Source organism: Enterobacter sp. MGH 38 (assembly GCF_000492855.1).
GTDB lineage: Bacteria > Pseudomonadota > Gammaproteobacteria > Enterobacterales > Enterobacteriaceae > Enterobacter > Enterobacter hormaechei_C.
The window spans coordinates 892,559-914,462 of record NZ_KI535607.1 but is presented as its reverse complement, the minus strand read 5'-3'; the positions used below and the strand labels follow the sequence as shown (position 1 = coordinate 914,462).

22 protein-coding genes are annotated in these 21,904 nt (G+C 59.0%); 6 read left to right on the top strand and 16 right to left on the bottom strand.

Annotated features, from left to right (window positions below):
* Nucleotides 1–99 precede the first annotated feature (99 nt).
* Nucleotides 100–1,452: a glutathione-disulfide reductase gene (gene gorA / locus L384_RS16470; RefSeq protein WP_023323853.1), complete on the bottom strand. Its 1,353-nt coding sequence runs from the start codon at nt 1,450–1,452 to the stop codon at nt 100–102.
* A 70-nt stretch (nt 1,453–1,522) separates the two neighbouring features.
* A complete protein-coding gene (locus tag L384_RS16475; RefSeq protein WP_023323852.1) occupies nt 1,523–2,365 on the bottom strand; it encodes a 23S rRNA (adenine(2030)-N(6))-methyltransferase RlmJ in 843 nt (280 codons plus the stop codon).
* A 206-nt stretch (nt 2,366–2,571) separates the two neighbouring features.
* Between L384_RS16475 and prlC the strand changes: the two genes are divergently transcribed.
* On the top strand, nt 2,572–4,614 hold the full coding sequence (gene prlC, locus L384_RS16480) for an oligopeptidase A (protein ID WP_022652005.1): 2,043 nt from the start codon (nt 2,572–2,574) through the stop codon (nt 4,612–4,614).
* A 7-nt stretch (nt 4,615–4,621) separates the two neighbouring features.
* Nucleotides 4,622–5,374, top strand: coding sequence for a 16S rRNA (guanine(1516)-N(2))-methyltransferase RsmJ (gene rsmJ, locus L384_RS16485; protein WP_032627969.1), 753 nt, complete (start codon nt 4,622–4,624; stop codon nt 5,372–5,374).
* Nucleotides 5,375–5,471: 97 nt separating this feature from the next.
* On the opposite strand, the gene uspA is transcribed toward rsmJ, so the two are convergent.
* Complete coding sequence (uspA, locus tag L384_RS16490) at nt 5,472–5,909, bottom strand: universal stress protein UspA (RefSeq protein WP_003861223.1); 438 nt, start codon at nt 5,907–5,909, stop codon at nt 5,472–5,474.
* A 283-nt stretch (nt 5,910–6,192) separates the two neighbouring features.
* Between uspA and uspB the strand changes: the two genes are divergently transcribed.
* Nucleotides 6,193–6,528 (top strand): universal stress protein UspB, encoded by a 336-nt coding sequence (gene uspB / locus L384_RS16495; RefSeq protein WP_003861224.1) that lies wholly within the window; start codon nt 6,193–6,195, stop codon nt 6,526–6,528.
* Nucleotides 6,529–6,582: 54 nt separating this feature from the next.
* Here the strand turns inward: uspB and pitA are convergent, their stop codons facing one another.
* Entirely contained in the window at nt 6,583–8,082 is a 1,500-nt protein-coding gene (pitA, locus tag L384_RS16500) for an inorganic phosphate transporter PitA (RefSeq protein ID WP_003861225.1), read from the bottom strand.
* 228 nt (nt 8,083–8,310) lie between these two features.
* Between pitA and L384_RS16505 the strand changes: the two genes are divergently transcribed.
* Nucleotides 8,311–9,510, top strand: coding sequence for a BaiN/RdsA family NAD(P)/FAD-dependent oxidoreductase (locus L384_RS16505; RefSeq protein WP_003861226.1), 1,200 nt, complete (start codon nt 8,311–8,313; stop codon nt 9,508–9,510).
* An 86-nt stretch (nt 9,511–9,596) separates the two neighbouring features.
* On the top strand, nt 9,597–10,622 hold the full coding sequence (locus tag L384_RS16510; RefSeq protein WP_015571505.1) for a TerC/Alx family metal homeostasis membrane protein: 1,026 nt from the start codon (nt 9,597–9,599) through the stop codon (nt 10,620–10,622).
* 60 nt (nt 10,623–10,682) lie between these two features.
* Here the strand turns inward: L384_RS16510 and L384_RS16515 are convergent, their stop codons facing one another.
* The 3 genes from L384_RS16515 to L384_RS16525 all read right to left on the bottom strand — a co-directional run bounded on the left by L384_RS16515 (nt 10,683) and on the right by L384_RS16525 (nt 13,160).
* Complete coding sequence (locus L384_RS16515) at nt 10,683–11,345, bottom strand: HAD family hydrolase (RefSeq protein WP_003861228.1); 663 nt, start codon at nt 11,343–11,345, stop codon at nt 10,683–10,685.
* Nucleotides 11,346–11,451: 106 nt separating this feature from the next.
* On the bottom strand, nt 11,452–12,246 hold the full coding sequence (locus tag L384_RS16520; RefSeq protein ID WP_022651983.1) for an SDR family NAD(P)-dependent oxidoreductase: 795 nt from the start codon (nt 12,244–12,246) through the stop codon (nt 11,452–11,454).
* Nucleotides 12,247–12,278: 32 nt separating this feature from the next.
* The gene (locus tag L384_RS16525; RefSeq protein ID WP_023323851.1) at nt 12,279–13,160 is read right to left on the bottom strand and encodes a LysR family transcriptional regulator; all 882 of its coding nucleotides are present in this window, start codon (nt 13,158–13,160) and stop codon (nt 12,279–12,281) included.
* 99 nt (nt 13,161–13,259) lie between these two features.
* Between L384_RS16525 and L384_RS16530 the strand changes: the two genes are divergently transcribed.
* On the top strand, nt 13,260–13,766 hold the full coding sequence (locus L384_RS16530) for a phenolic acid decarboxylase (protein WP_023323850.1): 507 nt from the start codon (nt 13,260–13,262) through the stop codon (nt 13,764–13,766).
* 60 nt (nt 13,767–13,826) lie between these two features.
* On the opposite strand, the gene acpT is transcribed toward L384_RS16530, so the two are convergent.
* The 9 genes from acpT to L384_RS16575 are packed head-to-tail and all read right to left on the bottom strand — an operon-like array spanning nt 13,827 to nt 21,904.
* A complete protein-coding gene (acpT, locus tag L384_RS16535; RefSeq protein ID WP_023323849.1) occupies nt 13,827–14,420 on the bottom strand; it encodes a 4'-phosphopantetheinyl transferase AcpT in 594 nt (197 codons plus the stop codon).
* A gap of 2 nt (nt 14,421–14,422) precedes the next feature.
* Complete coding sequence (locus tag L384_RS16540; RefSeq protein ID WP_003861237.1) at nt 14,423–15,652, bottom strand: beta-ketoacyl-ACP synthase; 1,230 nt, start codon at nt 15,650–15,652, stop codon at nt 14,423–14,425.
* Nucleotides 15,649–16,380 (bottom strand): 3-ketoacyl-ACP reductase FabG2, encoded by a 732-nt coding sequence (locus L384_RS16545; protein ID WP_026094333.1) that lies wholly within the window; start codon nt 16,378–16,380, stop codon nt 15,649–15,651. The genes L384_RS16540 and L384_RS16545 overlap by 4 nt, the downstream gene beginning before the upstream one ends.
* Nucleotides 16,374–16,847 (bottom strand): hotdog family protein, encoded by a 474-nt coding sequence (locus L384_RS16550; RefSeq protein ID WP_023323848.1) that lies wholly within the window; start codon nt 16,845–16,847, stop codon nt 16,374–16,376. The genes L384_RS16545 and L384_RS16550 overlap by 7 nt, the downstream gene beginning before the upstream one ends.
* Complete coding sequence (locus L384_RS16555) at nt 16,847–18,013, bottom strand: beta-ketoacyl-[acyl-carrier-protein] synthase family protein (RefSeq protein WP_023323847.1); 1,167 nt, start codon at nt 18,011–18,013, stop codon at nt 16,847–16,849. The genes L384_RS16550 and L384_RS16555 overlap by 1 nt, the downstream gene beginning before the upstream one ends.
* 1 nt (nt 18,014) lies before the next feature.
* Nucleotides 18,015–18,593, bottom strand: a complete 579-nt coding sequence (locus L384_RS16560; protein WP_022651978.1) for a DUF3261 domain-containing protein — start codon at nt 18,591–18,593, stop codon at nt 18,015–18,017.
* The gene (locus L384_RS16565) at nt 18,590–20,911 is read right to left on the bottom strand and encodes an MMPL family transporter (protein ID WP_023323846.1); all 2,322 of its coding nucleotides are present in this window, start codon (nt 20,909–20,911) and stop codon (nt 18,590–18,592) included. Before L384_RS16565 ends, L384_RS16560 begins: the two co-directional genes overlap by 4 nt.
* Nucleotides 20,880–21,485 (bottom strand): outer membrane lipoprotein carrier protein LolA, encoded by a 606-nt coding sequence (locus L384_RS16570; protein WP_023323845.1) that lies wholly within the window; start codon nt 21,483–21,485, stop codon nt 20,880–20,882. Before L384_RS16570 ends, L384_RS16565 begins: the two co-directional genes overlap by 32 nt.
* Nucleotides 21,482–21,904: an acyl-CoA thioesterase gene (locus L384_RS16575; protein ID WP_006812302.1), complete on the bottom strand. Its 423-nt coding sequence runs from the start codon at nt 21,902–21,904 to the stop codon at nt 21,482–21,484. Before L384_RS16575 ends, L384_RS16570 begins: the two co-directional genes overlap by 4 nt.

Here is a 21,904-nt window from a genome sequence, read left to right as displayed (position 1 = left end):
AGCGGGTTATTTTGTTACCGTTTGTACACCCGTTGGGTTTACCTGCCCAGGGCATAAAAAAACCGGCCAGTTGGCCGGTTTTGTTGCGGATCAGACCGATCAGCGCATGGTCACAAATTCTTCCGCCGCAGTCGGGTGGATTGCCACGGTGTTATCGAAGTCTTTCTTCGTTGCGCCCATCTTCAGCGCCACCGCGAAGCCTTGCAGGATCTCGTCCATGCCGAAGCCAATGCCGTGGATGCCGACGATCTTCTCTTCCGGGCCCACGCAGACCAGCTTCATGCGGCACGGCTGACGGTGCGAGGTGACCGCGGTATACATCGCGGTAAACGCCGATTTATACACTTTCACCTGATCATCGCCGTACTGCTCACGCGCCTGCGGCTCGGTTAAGCCGACGGTACCGATTGGCGGGTGGCTGAAGACCACGGTCGGAATGTTGCTGTAATCCAGATGTTCGTCCGGCTTGTTGTTAAACAGACGCTCGGAAAGACGACGCCCCGCCGCCACGGCAACCGGCGTCAGCTCTACGGCGCCGGTGTTATCACCGACGGCATAAATGCCCGGTACGCTGGTGTTCTGGAATTTATCAACGACAATGTAGCCTTTTTCATTGGTTTTCACCCCGGTTGCGGCCAGGTTGAAGTTGTCGGTGGCCGGTTCACGGCCAATCGCCCAGATCAGGCAGTCAACGGTCTGGCTGCGGCCATCTTCCAGCTCCAGCGTCAGGCTACCGTCCGCATTTTTCACCACCGCTTTTGGCACGGCGTTGGTGTGCAGGGTTGGGCCTTCGGCGTTCATCACCTCGACCAGCGTGTCGACGATCAGCGGGTCAAAGCTGCGCAGCGGCGCGTGTTTACGCACGAACAGGTGCGCTTCCGCCCCCAGGCCGTTAATCACGCCGGCCAGTTCAACCGCGATGTAACCTGCGCCCACAATGGCAACGCGTTCTGGCAGAGCAGGCAGCTCGAAGAACCCGTCGGAGTCAATACCGTATTCCGCGCCCGGAATGTGCGGGTGGCTCGGACGGCCGCCGGTGGCGATCAGGATATGATCGGCGGTGATCGTCTCGCCGTTCACTTCGATCGTCTTCGCATCCACGAAACGGGCAAAGCCGCGGATCACGTCGACGTTATTCTTGCCCAGCACGTTATCGTACGAGGTGTGAATACGGTCGATGTAGGCGGTACGGCTGGCGATCAGTTTATCCCAGCCGAAGTGGTTGATGGTGGTGTCAAAGCCGTAGTCCGGGCCATACATATGGATAGCTTCACGGATTTGCGCGGCATGCCACATCACTTTCTTCGGTACACAACCCACGTTCACGCAGGTGCCGCCGAGTTCTTTGGCTTCAATCAGCGCACACTTCTGGCCGTACATGGCTGCACGGTTGATGGAGGCGATGCCGCCGCTGCCGCCGCCGATTGCGATGTAGTCATAATGCTTAGTCATAGCGTTGTCCTTAATCGTGAATTGCCGCGATTGTATACCTGAAATCAATAGTTTCCACCGATGGCTGCGATTACTCCGGCACGATCCAGCTCACGGTGGCGTGACCCGTACCGGCTGGCACCAGCGTTTTGTGCAGCCACGGCAGCACGTTGTTCATCTGTGCTTCGAGCTTCCACGGCGGGTTAATGACGATCATGCCGGACGCGGTCATGCCGCGCTGGTCGCTGTCAGGGCGCACCGCCAGCTCAATTTGCAGGATTTTGCGAATGCCCGTCGCTTCGAGGTCTTTGATCATGCGTTTAATTTGCGCGCGCAGCACCACCGGATACCACAGGGCGTATGTCCCGGTGGCGAAGCGTTTGTAGCCTTCGTGAATACCCGTCACCACCGCCTGATAGTCGGTTTTGATTTCGTACGGTGGGTCAATTAGCACCAGGCCGCGACGGGAAACCGGCGGCAGTTTGGCTTTCAGCTGCTGGTAGCCATCGGCTTTGTCTACGCGGGCGCGGTTATCTTTCTGAAACTCAGAACGCAGCAGCGGGAAGTCGCTCGGGTGCAGCTCGGTTAACTGGATGCTGTCCTGCTCGCGCAGCAGCTGGCGGGCAATCAGCGGGGAGCCAGGGTAGTAACGCAACTGGCCGTTGCGGTTGAAGTGATTCACCACGCCAATGTACGGCTCCAGCTCGGCAGGCAGATCGTCCTGCTGCCAGATACGCGCAATCCCTTCCAGATATTCACCGGTACGCTCGGCATGCTCGCCGCTCAGCTGATAACGGCCCGCGCCCGCGTGGGTGTCCAGATAAAGGAACGGTTTATCCTTTTCTTTAAGCGATTCGATGATCAGGCTCTGAACGGTGTGTTTGAGGACGTCGGCGTGGTTGCCTGCGTGGAAGCTGTGGCGATAACTGAGCATGGGTAATGATATTCCGCTGAATTGACGATTTGCCACAGTTTACAGCAGAACGGCACAGATTACCCGCAGGCCCGGTAAGCGCAGCGCCACCGGGCTCTTTTCCGCCACGTCTGGCATTGAAATCCTCTACACTTAACCCCATTACTGAACAATATGCACAGCGCCGGATGCGCGCTTCATTCACCTATTTCAACAGGACAGCGTTTATGACCAATCCATTACTGACGCCTTTTTCGTTGCCACCGTTTTCTAAAATCCTCCCCGAGCATGTGGTTCCAGCGGTTACGCAATCGCTGGACAACTGCCGCGCGGCGGTAGAAAGCGTGGTCGCGCAGGGCGGGCCGTACACCTGGGAAAATCTGTGTCAGCCGCTGGCCGAAGTGGACGACGTGCTGGGGCGCATCTTCTCCCCGGTGAGCCACCTGAACTCGGTAAAAAACAGCCCGGAGCTGCGCGAAGCCTACGAGCAAACCCTGCCGCTGCTCTCTGAGTACAGCACCTGGGTCGGCCAGCATGAGGGGCTCTACAAAGCCTACCGCGACCTGCGCGACGGCGACCACTATGCCGAACTGAACACGGCGCAGAAAAAATCGGTCGATAACGCCCTGCGTGATTTCGAACTGTCCGGGATTGGCCTGCCAAAAGAAAAACAGGTTCGCTACGGTGAAATCGCCGCGCGCCTGTCCGAGCTGGGCAACCAGTACAGCAATAACGTCCTCGACGCTACCATGGGCTGGACGAAGCTGATTACCGATGAATCTGAACTGGCGGGCATGCCGGAAAGCGCGCTGGCGGCAGCAAAAGCCCAGGCCGAAGCGAAAGAGCAGGAAGGCTTCCTGTTAACGCTGGATATCCCAAGCTATCTGCCGGTGATGACCTACTGCGACAACCAGGCCCTGCGCGAAGAGATGTACCGCGCCTACAGCACCCGCGCCTCCGATCAGGGGCCGAATGCGGGCAAATGGGATAACAGCCCGGTGATGGCGGAGATCCTCGCCCTGCGCCACGAGCTGGCACAGCTGCTGGGCTTCGACAGCTACGCGGATAAATCCCTCGCCACCAAAATGGCCGAGAACCCACAGCAGGTGCTCGACTTCCTGACCGATCTGGCGAAACGCGCCCGTCCTCAGGGTGAAAAAGAACTGGCTCAGCTGCGCGCCTTTGCGAAAGCGGAGTTCGGCGTAGACGAGCTTCAGCCGTGGGATATCGCGTACTACAGCGAAAAACAGAAACAGCATCTCTACAGCATCAGCGACGAACAACTGCGTCCGTACTTCCCGGAAAACAAAGCCGTTAACGGCCTGTTCGAGGTGGTGAAACGCATCTACGGCATTACCGCGAAAGAGCGTACCGACATCGACGTCTGGCATCCGGACGTGCGCTTCTTTGAGCTGTATGACGAGAAAAACGAACTGCGCGGCAGCTTCTACCTCGATCTCTACGCGCGTGAGAACAAGCGCGGCGGGGCGTGGATGGACGACTGCGTGGGCCAGATGCGTAAAGCGGATGGTTCCCTGCAAAAACCGGTCGCCTACCTGACCTGTAACTTCAACCGTCCGGTGAGCGGCAAACCTGCGCTGTTTACCCACGATGAAGTGATCACCCTGTTCCACGAGTTCGGTCACGGCCTGCACCACATGCTGACCCGCATCGAAACCGCTGGCGTCGCCGGTATCAGCGGTGTGCCATGGGATGCGGTCGAGCTGCCTAGCCAGTTTATGGAAAACTGGTGCTGGGAGCCGGACGCGCTGGCGTTTATCTCCGGTCATTACGAAACGGGTGAACCGCTGCCGAAAGAACTGCTGGATAAAATGCTGGCAGCGAAAAACTACCAGGCGGCGATGTTTATCCTGCGCCAGCTGGAGTTCGGCCTGTTCGACTTCCGCCTGCACGCCGAGTTCAGCCCGGAGCAGGGGGCGAAAATCCTCGAAACCCTGGCTGAGATTAAAAAGCAGGTTGCCGTTATTCCAGGGCCAACCTGGGGACGTTTCCCGCACGCGTTCAGCCATATCTTCGCAGGCGGGTACGCCGCAGGCTACTACAGCTACCTGTGGGCCGACGTGCTGGCGGCGGATGCCTTCTCGCGCTTCGAAGAAGAGGGGATTTTCAACCGCGAAACCGGTCAGTCGTTCCTCGACAACATCCTGACCCGCGGCGGTTCAGAAGAGCCTATGGAGCTGTTCAAACGCTTCCGTGGCCGCGAGCCGCAGCTGGATGCGATGCTGGAGCATTACGGAATCAAAGGCTGATTGCTACGTGAAGATCTGCTTAGTAGATGAAACAGGCGCCGGGGACGGCGCCTTATCTGTTCTGGCGGCCCGCTGGGGGCTGGAACATGATGAAGACAACCTGATGGCGCTGGTGATGACGCCGGAACATCTGGAGCTGCGCAAGCGCGATGAGCCAAAGCTTGGCGGGATTTTTGTCGATTTTGTCGGCGGCGCGATGGCGCACCGGCGTAAGTTCGGCGGCGGTCGCGGCGAAGCGGTGGCCAAGGCGGTTGGCATTAAAGGGAGCTATCTTCCGGACGTGGTGGACGCCACGGCGGGGCTGGGGCGCGATGCGTTTGTGCTGGCCTCGGTGGGCTGCCGGGTGCGGATGCTGGAGCGTAATCCGGTTGTCGCCGCGCTGCTTGACGACGGGCTGACGCGGGGCTATGCGGACCCGGAAATCGGCTCGTGGTTACAGGAACGTTTGCAACTTATTCATGCCTCCAGCCTGACGGCGCTCACCGACATCACCCCGCGCCCGCAGGTGGTTTATCTCGACCCCATGTTCCCGCATAAGCAGAAAAGCGCGCTGGTGAAGAAAGAGATGCGGGTGTTTCAGTCGCTGGTGGGGCCAGATTTAGATGCCGATGGCCTGCTGGAACCGGCTCGTCAGCTGGCGACGAAGCGTGTGGTGGTGAAGCGGCCGGACTATGCGCCGCCGCTGGCGGACGTTGCGACCACTAACGCGGTGACCACGAAAGGGCACCGGTTTGATATTTATTCGGGTACGCCGGAATAGAAAAAGCCGGGTGGCGGCTTCGCCTTACCCGGCCTACATCCTCGATCTATTCCCTCTCCCTTTGGGAGAGGGTTAGGGTGAGGGGAATTTAACGCACTTACTCGTCTTCTTCGTCACGCAGTGGAACAATCAGCATATCCACGTGAACGGTGTTAATCAGCTGGCGCGCGGAAGACATCAGTTTGCTCCAGAAGTCCTGATGGTGACCACATACCACCAGGTCCATATCGTATTTCTTAATCGCATCAACCAGCACCTGGCCCAGATCGCCGCTACCGCTTAAGGTTTCAGTGATCGGATAGCCCGCGTTGGTAGAAAGCTCGCTCAGCGCGTGGTGAGTCTCTTCGGAGATGCGTTTCTGCATATCGCCGAGATTCACGTCGATCAGACCGGTGTAGAGGTCGGAGTAATTCACATCAACGTGAATCAGCGAAACTTTCGCGTTGTAGGGACGTGCCATGGATACTGCTTTATCAACCAGCACTTTACTCTCCGGGGAGAGGTCTACCGCGATAAGAATGTGTTTGTAAGCCATAGTGTTACTCCTTCCTTAAGTTATCGATGACTAAATGGGAAAGCCGTCGTCTGATGCTTTCATTACGGCCCAGTTAAACATATTTTTCAAGCTTTGGTGTTGATAACGATTAACCTTGTGGCAAAAAAATTAACGGATCTCCTACACTATTTAATGAGCCGTTCGGATATTAAAACGCGAACCGGATCGACTTTTGGTCATTCTTTCACTGAACTGTCTGTCAGGGCATTGGGGTGCGGTAGCTCAGGAGCCTTGCTTCGTGGGCGGACGCCGGGGAGGATGTATGATTAGCACCGTCGCATTGTTTTGGGCGTTATGCGTGGTTTGCATAGTGAATATGGCGCGCTACTTCTCATCGTTACGTGCGCTGTTAGTGGTACTTCGTGGTTGCGATCCGTTGCTTTATCAGTATGTGGACGGTGGAGGGTTCTTCACCTCGCACGGACAGCCCAGCAAGCAGATGCGTCTGGTGGGGTATATCTACTACCAGCGCTACCGCGATCACCACGATGAAGAGTTTATCCGTCGCTGCGAGCGCCTGCGTCGTCAGTTCATTTTGACCAGCGCCCTGTGTGGTCTGGTTGTGGTGAGTATGATTGCGCTGATGATTTGGCACTGAGCATAAAAAAAGCGGGCCAGTTTCCTGACCCGCTTTTTTGTCGCCTTCAGCCGATTAAATCAGCTTCAGCGAAATCCAGTACAGACCGCCAGACAGCAGGATGGACGCCGGGAGGGTGAACACCCAGGCCATCAGGATGTTGGTCACGGTTTTACGCTGCAAACCGCCGCCGTCAACAATCATTGTACCTGCCACGGACGAAGAGAGTACGTGGGTGGTGGAGACTGGCATACCGGTGTAACTCGCCAGACCGATAGATACCGCTGCCGTCATCTGCGCGGACATACCCTGCGCATAGGTCATGCCTTTCTTACCGATCTTCTCGCCGATGGTGGTCGCCACACGACGCCAGCCAATCATCGTACCGATACCCAGCGCCAGCGCGACCGCCATGATGATCCAGATTGGCGCGTACTCAATGGTATTGAGCATATCGCCTTTCAGTTTCTTCAGCAGACGTTGGTCGTCAGCATTAACCTCTGGCAGCTTCGCGACTTTATCGGTCACGTCGGAGATACAGAGCATGATGCGACGCAGCTGACCACGCTGTTCAACAGCCAGTTTGTCATAGCTTTCGATATCGGCCAGCATGCCTTTCGCACGTTCCAGCGCGTTAATCGCGTTTGCCGGATGGCAATGGAACTCGCCCGGTGCCGTCGTTGCGCCTGACTCCGGAGAAGGAATCAGCTGGTCCACGCCGGTCGCTTTCTTCAGCAAATCAGGATGCTGCTGGAAGTAAGTCTCAACGTTGTTTACCGCATCACGGGTACGGGTGATTTCGTAACCGGAGGCGTTCATGTTAACCACGAAGCCCGCCGGTGCGACGCCAATCAGAACCAGCATCACCAGGCCGATACCTTTCTGACCATCGTTCGCGCCATGAGAGAAGGCGACGCCGATAGCGGAAATGATCAGCGCGATACGCGTCCAGAACGGCGGCTTTTTCTTGCCGTCTTTCTTCTCACGCTCTGCTGGCGTCAGGTGGATACGCGCACGTTTTTTCGTGTTGCTCCAGTAGCGACGCAGGATGAAAATCAAGCCACCCGCCACCACCAGACCGACGATAGGGGAGATGATCAGAGAGCCGAAAATGCCGAGAACTTTCGGGATATTCAGCGCATCAACGACGGAGGTCCCGGTCATCAGGGCATTGGTTAACCCGATACCGATAATCGCGCCGATGAGGGTGTGAGAGCTGGATGCCGGCAGGCCGAAATACCAGGTACCGAGGTTCCAGATAATCGCAGCAAGCAGCATAGAGAACACCATGGCCAGGCCATGACCGGAACTCACGTTAAGCAGCAGATCCGTTGGCAGCATATGCACAATGGCATACGCAACGCTCAGTCCGCCCAGGAGGACACCAAAAAAGTTAAATACCGCCGCCATAACAACCGCAAGCTGCGATCGCATTGCGCGAGTGTAGATAACCGTTGCTACTGCGTTTGCAGTGTCGTGGAAGCCGTTGATCGCTTCGTAAAACAGCACAAAAACCAGAGCAAGCAATAATAAAAGCCCGGTATGTAAATCCAGGCCGGCAAACAAATGTAGCATAGGACGTTACGCCATTTTGAGGACATGAACGCGGCGCATTATCCAGGACAAATGCGCAACGGGCAAAGTGAAATATAGACTTTTTTTGACATACCACCTGATTTGAGAAATGTGCCTGAAAGGATAATCTTTAAATATCAATGAAATGGCTTTGTAATATCTTTTTACGCTGGTGCGACCACTGAGGAAACTTTACAATCCGCGGCAGTTAACGAAGAGGATTTTGACGTGGAAAGGTTTGATGCCGTAGTAATTGGCGCCGGTGCGGCGGGTATGTTTTGTGCGGCGATGGCCGGACAAGCGGGTCGTCGCGTGCTGCTGCTGGATAACGGAAAAAAGCCTGGCCGCAAGATCCTGATGTCTGGCGGCGGGCGCTGCAACTTTACTAATCTTTATGTCGAGCCTGCGGCCTATTTGAGCCAGAACCGCCATTTTTGCAAATCTGCGCTGGCGCGCTATACCCAGTGGGATTTTATCGAACTGGTGGGTAAACACGGTATCGCGTGGCATGAGAAGACGCTGGGACAGCTGTTCTGCGACGACTCCGCGCAGCAAATTGTCGATATGCTGGTGGCCGAGTGCGAGAAAGGCGGCGTAGTAATGCGCCTGCGCACCGAAGTGCTGGACGTCGCCCGCGACGAGCAGGGCTACACGCTGCAACTCAACGGTGAGACCGTCAGCGCCGATAACCTGGTGATCGCCAGCGGCGGCCTCTCGATGCCGGGGCTGGGCGCCTCACCGTTCGGCTATAAAATTGCCGAGCAGTTTGGCCTGAAGGTACTGCCCACCCGCGCCGGGCTGGTACCGTTCACGCTGCATAAGCCGCTGCTGGAGCAGCTTCAGACACTCTCCGGCGTGTCTGTACCGTCGGTCATTACGGCCGAAGACGGCACGGTGTTCCGCGAAAACCTGCTCTTTACCCATCGTGGACTCTCGGGGCCGGCGGTATTGCAGATCTCCAGCTACTGGCAGCCGGGGGAGTTTGTCTCCGTAAACCTGGTGCCGGACTGCGATCTGGACGCCTTCCTCAACGAGCAACGCGCCGCGCACCCGAATCAAAGCCTGAAAAATACCCTGGCGATGCAGTTGCCGAAGCGTCTCGTGGAGTGCTTGCAGGTGTTAGGGCAAATTCCGGATGTTGCGCTCAAGCAGCTCAACAGCCGCGAGCAGGAAACGCTGGTGGAGACGCTGACGAACTGGCGCGTACAGCCAAACGGCACCGAAGGCTACCGCACGGCGGAAGTGACGCTGGGCGGCGTGGATACAAACGAACTCTCATCCCGCACGATGGAAGCCCGCAACGTGCCGGGTCTTTATTTCATTGGTGAAGTGATGGACGTGACCGGCTGGCTCGGCGGGTATAACTTCCAGTGGGCGTGGGCCAGTGCCTGGGCATGCGCGCAAGCGCTGGCTGAAAAGAACGGTTAATATTTATTTTTTAGCGTGATGCCTCCTTAACGGGCCCACGCTTTTTATTGTGTGCATGGTGTTTTGTCTTCTTAAAAGGGTTGTCTATGTCTGCTGCTCATCTCGGTTTCCCGACGGAAACCGTTGTTGTCTTCGTGGTGATGGCCGTTGGGGCGATGTTTATCGACCTCTTCATGCACCGTCACGATAAACCGATCTCGCTGAAAAGCGCGGTTATGTGGTCCATCTTCTGGGTCATGATGGCGATGGCCTTCGCCGGATTCTTATACGTGCACCACGGCGCGGAGATGGCCAGTCTGTTCCTGACCGGCTATGCGCTGGAAGAGGTGCTCTCCGTCGACAACCTGTTTGTGATGATGGCGATCTTCGCCTGGTTCGGCGTGCCGGATAGATATCGTCACCGCGTGCTCTACTGGGGCGTGCTCGGGGCGATTGTGTTCCGCGGTATTTTTGTTGCCATCGGCACCAGCCTGCTGAGCCTGGGGCCGTATGTTGAGGTCATTTTTGCGCTGGTCGTCGGCTGGACGGCGGTGATGATGCTGAAACGCAATGAAGAGAGCGATGAAGTAGAAGATTATTCCAACCATCTGGCGTACCGCCTGGTGAAACGCTTCTACCCGGTGTGGCCAAAAATCAGCAGCCATGCGTTTATCCTGACCCAGAAAGAGGTGGATGCCGAACTGGAGAAGCCTGAAAACAAGGATGTAATGGTAGGCCGCGTGAAGAAGGCGAAGCGCTACGCGACGCCGCTGCTGCTCTGTGTTGCGGTGGTGGAGCTGTCCGACGTGATGTTCGCCTTCGATTCCGTACCCGCAATCATTGCCGTCAGCCGTGAGCCGCTGATTATCTACAGCGCAATGATGTTCGCGATCCTCGGCCTGCGTACCCTCTACTTTGTGCTGGAAGCGCTGAAGCAGTATCTGGTGCATCTGGAGAAAGCGGTGGTGTTACTGCTGTTCTTCGTGGCGTTCAAGCTGGGGCTGAATGCGACCGACCATTTCTGGCATCACGGTTATAACATCGGCGCCACGGCAAGTCTGTTTGTGGTGCTGGGGGTACTGGCGCTGGGGATTATTGCGAGCGTGATGTTCCCGGGAAAACGTGAGGCCTGATGTACCGCTTTTCTCCCTCTCCCTGTGGGAGAGGGCCGGGGTGAGGGCACCGGGCCGCACCTAACCCTTAATCGGTGAATTTCGGCGCTTGCTCGGATGATGAAAATGCCGCCAGTGCGGATCCTGCGCCGCCGCCAGCAACTCGTGGTCGCCACGCGTGTCGCCCCAGGCGCGCAGGTGATACGCGTTCAAATCCCCATACACCTTCTCCAGCCTCGCCACCTTCTGGGCACACCGGCAGTTGTGGCCGGTGATCCGCCCGGTCAGCTTGCCGTCTTTCACTTCCAGCTGCGTGCCAATCAGCTTAATGCCGAGCTTATCGGCCCACGGCTGCAATACCAGCGCCGGGGAAGCAGAGCAAATCGTCACTTCCGCACCGGAATTGACCTCGTTGGCGACGGCCAGCACACCTTCCGGGCGCATCAGCTTGTTCCAGTATTTTTCACAGAAGGCTTCCGCCTGCTGACGTAACCAGTGCTCATCCACCCCCGTCAGGAAGGTTTTGATCAACACCTCTTTCAGCTCATCTCGCGTCAGCTTGCGGCGCACACAGTGCAGCGTAGGCAGGGCCATGCGCACCAGTCGGCCAGCAAAGTAGCGCTTGCCAAAGGCAAAGCGCAGGAACGGGATAAAACTGTCGTGGTGCGTCAACGTACCATCAAAGTCAAAGACAGAGAGCACGCTGGACTTCGCCACGGCTTCGTCGGCAATCATATTGGTCATAAATACGTCTTAGCTGAAATACACATTCTGTTCACTAGTTTACCTGCTTTACCTTCATAGTCCTTATATCAGGTCGCATTTTTTCCTGAACCTGTGGCCTGACGGGTCAAACTATGTCATCCACCACGCCACCGTCAACGCGCAGCGCCGCGCCGGAAGTCGCGGAGGCCTGCATGGAACAGACATACACCACCATATTCGCCACTTCTTCTACCGTTGCGGCGCGCTGAATAACCGAGCTGGGACGATTCTCCATCACGAACGCTTTCGCCAGCTGCTCCAGCGATTTACCGGTTCTTTCGATTTCGTCTTTCATCATCGCGGCAAAACCGTCCGACATTGTCGGGCCCGGCAGTACGCTGTTCACCGTCACGCCGCTGCCTGCCACGAACTTCGCCAGACCGCGCGCCAGCGAGAGCTGGGCGGTTTTTGTCACGCCATAGTGGATCATATCCGCAGGAATATTGCAGGCCGATTCTGACGAGATAAACACTACCCGACCCCAGCCCTTTTGTACCATGCCGGGCAACAGGGCACGGGAGAGGCGCACGCCGGACATCACGTTGGTTTGCCAGTAGCGTTCCCAGGTCTCGTCGTCGGTGGAATAAAAATCCTGCTGGCCATAGATCCCGGCGTTATTCACCAGAATATCGACGTGCGTGGCGACCCTGAGCAGTTCGTCAACGCCCTCCTGCGAGCTCAGGTCGGCGATGGCGGCACGGACCTGTACGCCAGGCACCACCTGCTGTAGCGCCTGAATGCCTTTATTCACCGAGTCGACGCTGCGTCCGTTTACGATCACTTCCGCACCGCTCTCCGCCAGCCCGCGGGCGATGGCAAACCCAATACCGCCGGTGGACGCGGTCACCAGCGCTACTTTCCCCGTTAAATCGATTTTCATCGTTCACTCCTTGTCGTTTTATGGTTCAAAACTTAAAGCGTAGCAGTTGACGATGACGGCTCCTGCTTAAAAAGGCGCAACAGCGTCTCAACCTGCTCGTCCAGCGGGCTGAGGGAGCGTTTGACGATGAGGTGCAGCGGCGTGGCGCGACGCACGCCGTGGCTGAGCGGCAGCGTTTTAAGGATGCCCTGCTGGAGCGGGGCCTGGATGCGTTCTTCCGGTAACCAGCCGTACCCAACCTGATACATCACCGCTTCGATCGCGGCATCGATGGTGGAGAATGTCCACGACTCCCCGGTGGGGTGAGTGGTGGGCTGGCTGTCTGCGATCTGAATGCGCGGCCACGGCCGTAGCATCTCGTCATTAAGCGGCGTATCCAGCGAAAACAGCGGGTGCGCGTGATGCGCGACGGCAACAAAATCGATATTCATCAGCCATTCGCCCAGGCCGGTAATGTCCTGGCGGCGGGTTAAGACCATCACGTCGGCTTCATCATTGAGCGCATCTGCGCGGCTGTTTTCCAGAACCTCGGTAAGCCGCACCTGCGTTTGCGGGTACAGCTGCTGAAACTGGCGCAAAATCGCGAACAGCCGGCTACGCGGAAAAATACTGTCTACCATCAGGTCGATACGGGTTCGCATCCCGCTGCGCAGGGTCGCAGCGCGCGTTTCAACATAGGCGAAGGCTTTCAGCAGCGGTTTAACCTGATTCAGCAACAGCTCACCCGCCGGGGTTAGCACGGCACGCCGTCCCTCTGTCATCAGGAGCGCCACGCCCAGCCGCTCCTGCAAAAGCGACAGGTTATAGCTGACCGAGGACTGGCTGCGGTAGGTCTCTTCCGCCGCCTTAGCGAAGCTGCCAGCCTCGATGACTCTCTCCAGCAAGGCCCACTGTTCGAGCGTCGTCTTGTGCATAATTAATCTAAATTTTGGATGAATTTGATTCAAACATAGCGTTATTCATTCATTTTTTGAAGGGGTACGATCGTCTCATCAAAACAAAGGAGACAGCGTATGAGCACCTTCGATAAACATGATTTAAGCGGCTTCGTCGGCAAACATCTTGTATATACCTACGATAATGGCTGGAATTACGAAATTTACGTTAAAAACGAAAACACCCTGGACTACCGTATTCACAGTGGTCTGGTGGGCAACCGTTGGGTGAAAGATCAGCAGGCCTACATCGTCCGTGTTGGGGAGAGCATCTATAAAATTTCCTGGACGGAGCCAACCGGTACTGACGTGAGCCTGATCGTGAACCTGGGCGACCGCCTGTTCCACGGCACCATCTTCTTCCCGCGCTGGGTCATGAATAATCCGGAAAAAACCGTCTGCTTCCAGAACGATCACATTCCGCTGATGAACAGCTACCGTGATGCCGGACCAGTGTATCCAACCGAAGTGATTGATGAATTTGCCACCATCACCTTCGTGCGTGACTGCGGTGCGAATGACGATAGCGTGATCAATTGCGCGGCCAGCGAGCTGCCTGCAAACTTCCCGGAAAATTTAAAATAAGATCGAGAACAACGTGAACGGGACATCGGCCATGTTGGTTTTAACCGGCATGGCCGTTTTTTATGCCGCAGGAACACCGGAGTAAGTAACCGCTTCCGCCGTTAAGGTGAAAGGCGTAGGGGTACAGACCGCCAGGCTCAGCGAGCCGAAGCGTAGCTGACTGACCGGGAGCGACTGGGCGGTGCTGTCAATGCTGACTATCTGCCACGCGCTGCCGCCACGCTGTTTGACGATTGCCTCTTTGCGTGTCCAGATGCGCCAGAATGCGGAAAGCTGCTCTTCCGGCGCTTCACGTTCCAGCTCGTCATGTTCGGTGAGGCTGAAAACGGCATTTGCCAGCGCCTGCCAGTTCTCCCGCGGGCGGATCACTTCGATATCGCAGCCCACTTCACCTTCATCGCTCATCAGCAGGGCAATATCGTCCCCGCTGTGGCTCAGGTTAAACCACAGCGGATGGCCGTTAGCGAAGGCCGGTTTTCCCTGCTCGCCGTAAATTATCTCGGGAAGGGGCGAGGGGGATAAGGTTCTGGCGAGCAGCGTCCGGCCTGCAAGCCAGGAAGCGTGTCGTGCACCCTGAGGTGCCATGTCTGCGAGCGTTGACGCCAGCGGGTCCGCGCTAAGGGTGGAGATCTTTCCCAGTACAAACTGGTACATAGTTACGCCCAGCGTTTAATGATTATCGAGGTATTGATGCCGCCAAAGGCAAAGTTATTGCTCTGAATAAATTCGCAATCAATCGGGCGGGTTTCCCCCATAATATAATCTAAAGCGCCGCATTGCTCATCCGGTTGTCTTAAATTGAGCGTCGGCGTGAACCAGCCCTCCCGCATCATGTGCAGACTCAGCAAGGCTTCCAGCGCGCCGCAGGCTCCCAGGGTATGACCGAAATAACTCTTTAAGGATGAGATGGGCACGCTGTCGCCGAAAATGGCGGCGGTCGCCTGACTCTCGGCGATATCCCCGCGATCGGTTGCCGTGCCGTGGGCAGAAATGTAGCCAATGTCCTGAGGGCCAAGACCCGCCATCGCCAGCGACTGCTCCATACACACCTGCATGGTTTCACGCTGGGGCTGGGTGATGTGCGCCGCATCGCAGTTGGTGGCAAAGCCCACGATCTCGCCATAAATTGTCGCTCCGCGCGCTCTGGCGTGATCCAGCGCTTCCAGCACCAGCGTACCCGCCCCTTCGCCAATCACCAGGCCATCGCGCTGAACGTCAAACGGCGACGGCGTGGTTTTTGGCGCGTCGTTACGCTGGCTGGTGGCAAACAGGGTATCGAAAACCGCCGCTTCCGACGGGCACAGCTCTTCCGCGCCGCCTGCCACCATCACCGTCTGGTAGCCGTGACGAATCGCTTCCCAGGCGTAGCCAATCGCCTGGCTGCCAGAGGTACAGGCGCTCGAGGTGGGGATCACCCGTCCGCGCAGGCCAAAGAACAGCCCGGTATTCACCGCCGTGGTGTGCGGCATCATCTGCACATAGGTGGTGCCGGTGATGTTGTGGGTGTGCTTTTCGGTGAGCATAGAGGCAAACTCGCTGACCGGCCCGGTGCTGCCCGTCGACGAGCCGTAGGCGATGCCGGTCTGACCGTTGGTCAGCACCGCGTCGTCGATTAGTCCCGCCTGCTCCAGCGCCAGCTCGGTGGCGCGGGTAGAGAGCAGCGACACGCGGCCCATGGCGCGAATGCGCTTACGGGTATAGTGAGCGGGGAGAGTGAAGTCTTCAATCGGCGCGGCGAGCAGGGTTTGCAGGCCGTCATACGCCTGCCACTCCGTCATGGTACGCACCGCATTTTCATACTCGCGCAGACGGCGCGAGATGGTCGGCCAGTCCTCGCCGAACGCGGTGACGCCGCCCATGCCCGTAATCACTACCCGGCGGGTCATAGCATGCCTCCGTTAATCGAAATCACCTGACGCGTCACATAGCCTGCTTTATCCGACATCAGGTAACTCGCCAGCCCCGCGACCTCCTCGGCCTGGCCCATACGCTGCATCGGGATCATCGACATCGCCGCGTGCAGCGCAGCTTCGTCCATCTCGATCATGCCGGTATCGATCAGCCCCGGCGCGATGCAGTTGACGGTGATTTTGCGTTTTGCCAGCTCGGTGGCGAGCGCTTTGGTGGCGCCGATGATCCCGGCTTTCGCCGCGCTGTAGTTCACCTGCCCACGGTTGCCCATAATGCCTGACACCGACGACAGGGTGATGATCCGCCCGCCCTTGCGGGTGCCGATCATCGGCATAATGCAGGGATGAATGACGTTATAAAAACTGTCGAGATTGGTGTGGATCACGCTGTCCCAGTCATCGTCGCTGAGCGCAGGAAATGCGCCGTCGCGGGTAATACCGGCGTTACTGACCACGCCATACCACGCGCCGTGGTCAGCGATCTCCTGTTCCAGCACCGTGCGGCACTGCTCGCGGTTGCCCACGTCGAAGGTGAGTAAACGGCCCGCGCCGCCTGCCTGGACAATCGCTTCCAGCGTCTCCTGCGCGCCCGCTTCATCACGATGGTAATGCACGCCGACGGTGAAACCGTCCGCCGCAAGCTGAAGGGCGATAGCGCGGCCAATGCCTTTGCTGGCGCCAGTGACCAGTACGGATCTCATGATGGTGTTCCCTGGTTGAAAAGTGTGGTTAATTCTTCCTCGCTCGGCTGGAAGGTGTTCACGCGGCCCGTGGCGAGGGAGACACTATCCGCATGAATGGTGCACTCGAAGCTGCCAAAGCGTTCATCCTGCATCAGACGTTCGATGGTGATGGTCAGCGTGCTGCCTGCGGCAAAATGCCCTGCGTCGCACACCAGCTCGCGCGCGCCCAGCACCATGCCCAGCGCACAGTGCGGCAGCCCTTTTTGCATCCGGTGCCATTCAGACCAGACGCCCACGGTCTGGGCCATCAGCTCCAGCGCAAACCAGCCAGGCAGGTTGCCGTCCGCGTCCAGGAACGGGGCCAGAACGCCCCGTTCGTTCACCGTCACGCTGCAAACGGCGCGGTCATCGGTGACGCTTTCCACGCTCTCAAGCAGCAGCATCGGCGTGTCGTGAGGAAGATAATCCCCGGGAGGTAAGTAGTGCATCATACTCTCCCCAGCAGAAGGCTGGCGTTGTTGCCGCCAAACGCGAAGGAGTTTGACAGGATCACCGGTTTATTCAGCGGTGCGCTCTGGTGCAGTAGGCCGAAGGCGGGCAGGGTGTCGTCCGGCGCGTAGCGGGAAAAATCCTGCGGCGGCAGCGGCAGGTCTCGGGTCAGGATCAGCCAGCTCAGGGCGGCCTCGGTGATCCCCGCGGCGCCCAGCGTGTGGCCGGTAAGATGTTTCGTGGAGCTGCACGGCACGCGGTCGCCAAAGAGATCGTGGATAACCTGCGCCTCAATGCGATCGTTCAGCGGCGTGGCGGTGCCGTGCAGGTTGATATAGCCGACGTCCGCCGCCGTTATGCCCGCCTCGTTCAGCGCCTGGTTGATGGCGCGGATCGCCCCTTCGCCCTGCGGATGTGGGGCGGAAATATGGTACGCATCGCTGGATTCCCCCGCGCCCAGCAGCGCAACCTCGCCCGGCTCGCGGGTCAGCACCATCAGTGCCGCCGCTTCGCCAATGGTGATCCCCCGACGGTGGCGGCCAAACGGTTCGCACAGGGTCGGGGAGAAGGACTCCAGGCTGTTGAAGCCGTTGACCGGCATGCGGCTCAGGCTGTCGGCCCCGCCGACGATGGCGACGTCCACCAGCCCGGCGTCGATCAGGCGACGACCGCTGATGATCGCCCGCGCGCTGGAGGAGCAGGCGGTCGAAATGGTATACGCCGGGCCGTCCAGCGCAAGCCAGCTGGCGAGAAAGCGCGACGGATCGCCCAGCTCCTGCTGCGGATATTGCCACTGCGGGCTGCGCTCGCCGTTCTGCGCGCGGCGCACGTACTCATCACCCTCGTCCAGTCCGGAGGTGCTGGTGCCCAGCACAACCGCCACGCGGTCTCGCCCCACGCGCGCAATGGCCGCATCGACGGCGGGCCGGATTTGCGCAAGCGCCGCCAGCAGCAGCTGGTTGTTGCGGCTGCGATGCGCAGAAAAAGACTCGGGGACAGGGGGAAGTTCACCCTCCACGCCTCCCAGCACGGCCTCGGGTAAGCCCTGTAGCCAGCCCGCACGCTGGCGAATCCCGGGGGCCACGCCAGCGATCAGGTTCGCCGCTATTTCATCAGCCGAGTTGCCGAGCGCGTTGACCATGCCAACGGCAGAAAGGTAAATCATCTCAGTCACCCAGATATTGAATGGTGATGTGGTAGTGAAAAGCGTGCTGCACAATGCTAATCGGTTCGCGCCTGCCGTTACGGTTCAGGTAGGCAATTTCCGTGACCAGCTTGCCATCGGGGTTGCGCAGTTCGCGTCTGGTGTCAGTATCGTTCAGCGTCCAGCCTTTCGGCAACTGCGGCTGCCAGGCGCTGAGCGGCCAGTGGCTCAGCATCACGTCGGCCAGCACCTGGCTGGCGGGCGGCAGCTGCGGCATCACAACCGACTGCTCGGTGTGGATCCCGGTGTCGTCGTAGGTGGCGAGGAACAGGCGGATCCCGACGGAGGAGAGGCCGGCAAGCGTCACTTTATTTCCGTCGGCGTTCAGCATCACCAGCAGCGACTGGGTCTGGCCTTTAAAACTGCCGGTAAGCAACTGCTGCGCGCGGATGGCAGGCGTGATGCCCGGCGGGGGCAGCGTGACGCGGGTGCCGGGCTGGAGCCAGGCCTGAGGGCGCGCGTCATCGCGGTTCGTCGTATGGCTACACCCCGCCAGCAACAGGGCCATCATCACTGCCGCCAGACGAATGAAACGGGTCATGGTAAGTTCTCTTTGTTAGACGGCATCGCCAGCGGGGCGAGCAGGAACGCGGTGAAGATACCGCTCACCAGCACAATGCCAAAGCTGCTGATGGCCTGAGTGGTGCTGAATACCAGCATCCCCAGCGTCAGCAGGGTGGTCATCATGGCGAGGGTAATCGCCAGCATGGAGGTCAGCGGCGTGCCGCGCGGGTTGCTGAAAAACAGCGTGTAGTTGATGCCAATGCCGAGGACCAGCACCAGCGCCAGCAGGGAAAACAGGTTCACCGGATGGCCCGTCACGGCCAGCGCCGCCAGCCCGCCGCCCAGCGACAGCACGGACGGCACCAGCGCCACCAGCCCTTTTCGCCAGCCGAGGCGTAGCATCGCGCCGCAGGCAATCACCGCCAGCGCCACGCCCAGCAGCCCCGACAGCAGCGAGCGGTAGAGCGCAAACAGGCTGTCGAAGCTGGCCTTACGGTCAACCCAGACGACCCCGGGATGGCGGGTGGCCAGCTCACCGAGCGCGGCGCTGTTTCTGACGCCATCGACCGGGACCAGCACACCGCTTTTGCCGTCCGGCAACGTCAGCCACAGCAAACGCCAGCCCTCGCTGGCCGGGCTGGCGAGCCACGCTTCCACGCTAACAGGCATGGCGTTCAGATTCGGGGCGACGGCATTCAGCCCCGTGCTTTGCAGCATTTTCGTCACCGTCGGCGCGGCGTTACGCAGAAGTTGCAGATCGCTGTTCTGCCGCGCCAGCGAGTTCAGCGGCAGGGTACGCCAGCGGGTTAATTCACCGGCTTTTTGCGCCTGCGCCAGCGCCGGGGTAAACGCCTCCAGCCGCTCCAGCGTTTCCTGAGCCGACGCGCCGTACACCAAGAACCATTTCTGATCGACATTTTGCCCGGTCAGGGCGGTGATGGTTTTTTCCTGCGCCAGAATGTCCTGCGGCAGCGCCTGAAGCCGGGCGATATCGTCATCCACCCGCAGGCTGGCGATCCCGATGGCGGAGAGCAGCGCCAGTGCTACCGGCAGCCCGACGGAGAGGGCTTTACCGTCGCGCCAGGCGTCCAGCCAGCGCTGCATCATCCCTCTCAGGGGGACCGGGCGGACCGGCATGCCCCGGCACAGCCACGGATGCCAGAACATTACCGTCAGGCACGAGGCGCTCAGACCTGCGGCGGCGAACACCGCCATCTGACGAATGCCGGGGAAGGGGGCCAGCATCATGAAGAGATACGCCACGACGGTGGTCAGCAGCGCCAGCAGCAGCGCGTTACGCACTTTTGCCAGGCTTTGCCAGGGCGAGTGTTCCGCGCCGTGCACCATCCGCTCCGTGAGGTAGTAAATCGTATAGTCCGCCGAGATGCCGATAATGCTCATGCTCATCACCAGCGTCATCAGGTGCAGCTCACCGAACAGCAGGAGCGTCACGACCGTCCCCGCCAGCGCGCCGATGGCAATGGAGAGCAGGCTCAGCAGCAGCGGACGCACGGAGCGAAACACCGACACAATCAGCAGGATCACCCCGAGCACCGTGGCGACGCCAAGCGTGGAAATATCGTTTTTAGCCTGCTGGCTGGCGTAATCGCTGTAGAACACCGTCCCGCGCGAGAGCAGCTGCGCCTGTGGATACTGGCTTTTCAGCGTCTGCTGCAACGCGTTGAGGGTGGTCACCAGCTGGTGGGTTTGCTGCATGTCAAACGACGAGCCCGCCAGCTCGCCGTGCAGCAGATACCAGTAGTTCCCGGCCGCATCTTTTGTCACCAGCCAGCCGTCCATCAGCTGCATCTTCTGGCTGTTCTTCGCCAGCGCGAGCTGCGCGCCGCGCATCAGCATCAGCGGATCGTTTTGCAGCTCCTTGCCGCTCACGCCGGAAAAGGCGGAGTAGAGCTGGGACAGGATCCACTGAGCCTGCGCTTCACCGCCGTTTTGCAGGCGGGCGCGGGTGGCCGGATCGACCAGGCCATTGCGGTGCTGCCAGAAGAAATCTCCCCAGGCCTGTTGCCCGGCGGCATCCAGCGGACCTTTTACGACACTCAGCGCCTGGCTGCGTTGCAGCAGGGTTAACCACTGCTGCGCCACGCGCGGGTCCGGCTGTTTGCCGGGGCTGACCAGCCAGATGAGCTGGCGGTCGAGGCGCTGCATAAATCCGTCGTTGAGAGCGGGAGGGATCGCGCCGAGCGTCTGTTTCGGCAGCATGGCGAGCACGCTGCTGTTCAGCCGCGCGCCAGGCAGCAGCGACAGCAGCACGCCCAGCAGGATCAGGCATACCGCGGCCCACAGCAGCGCCGGGCGCAGGGCGTTACGGTGCGGCAAAGCGCTGGCGTTCTGCATCAGTCAGGCGGGCGGGCGTCAGTTGGTGGCGGGAGAGGGCGATATCCGTCGTGTCGCCCTGCTTATCGTTCAGGCGAATGGATTCCAGATAGATCGCGCCCTTCAAATCAAGGGTGGAGAAAATCTTGTCCAGCGGCGTGGTGACGGGCGTCAGCACCAGCGACCAGCGGCCTTCGCCCAGGTCTTTGAAATCGACGCGGAAGTTCTCTTCCAGTACCTTGCGGTCGGCCTGGAACAGCGCCCGCAGCAGATGGTTGAACTGAAACATCTGCGGGTTAGTGTCGGCGGTAATGGTCTGCGGCGACTGACCGTTGACGATCTGCACCATCCGTTTGTCATCCAGCAGCAGCGTCATCGGGAACGGCGCTTTTTGATCCCACAGCAGGCCATTGTCACGGGCGATTAGCATCTCCCCCTGCGAGCGCAGGGGCTGAGGCATGTCCTTGATCGTGCGTATCTGTTCGAAGTGTGCGCGCACTACCGGTTGCTCCGCAAACCGCTGTTGCAGTTCATCCAGCGTGACCGCGTTCACCAGCGGGCTTACCAGCAGCGCGAGTAGCGTTATCCATTTCATGGCGCGATCCCCATGCGTTCGAACAGAATGGCCGGGCTGACAAAGCACATCTCCCGGCTTGCTTCTTCCACCGCCACCTGAATGGTGTAGCCGGTGGTGGTGCGTTTCCCGGTTTGCGCGTCGAAGATTTGATAGGCGATGCGCAGACGGTTTTCAACCTCTTCAATGTGGGCGCGGACGCGAATGCGCTGCTCGAAGGTCACCGCGTCGCGGTATTTCACCCGGGTATCCACCACCGGCCAGACGTAGCCGGACGCTTTCATCTGGCGATAGCCGTAATCAAACTGGTTGAGCAGCGCTTCGCGGGCAATCTCAAAGTAGCGGAAGTAGTTGCCGTGCCACACCACGCCCATCATATCGACGTCGTGGAACGGAACGGTGATTTCAACTTCAGCCGTAAAGCGGGGATCGGTCAGCAC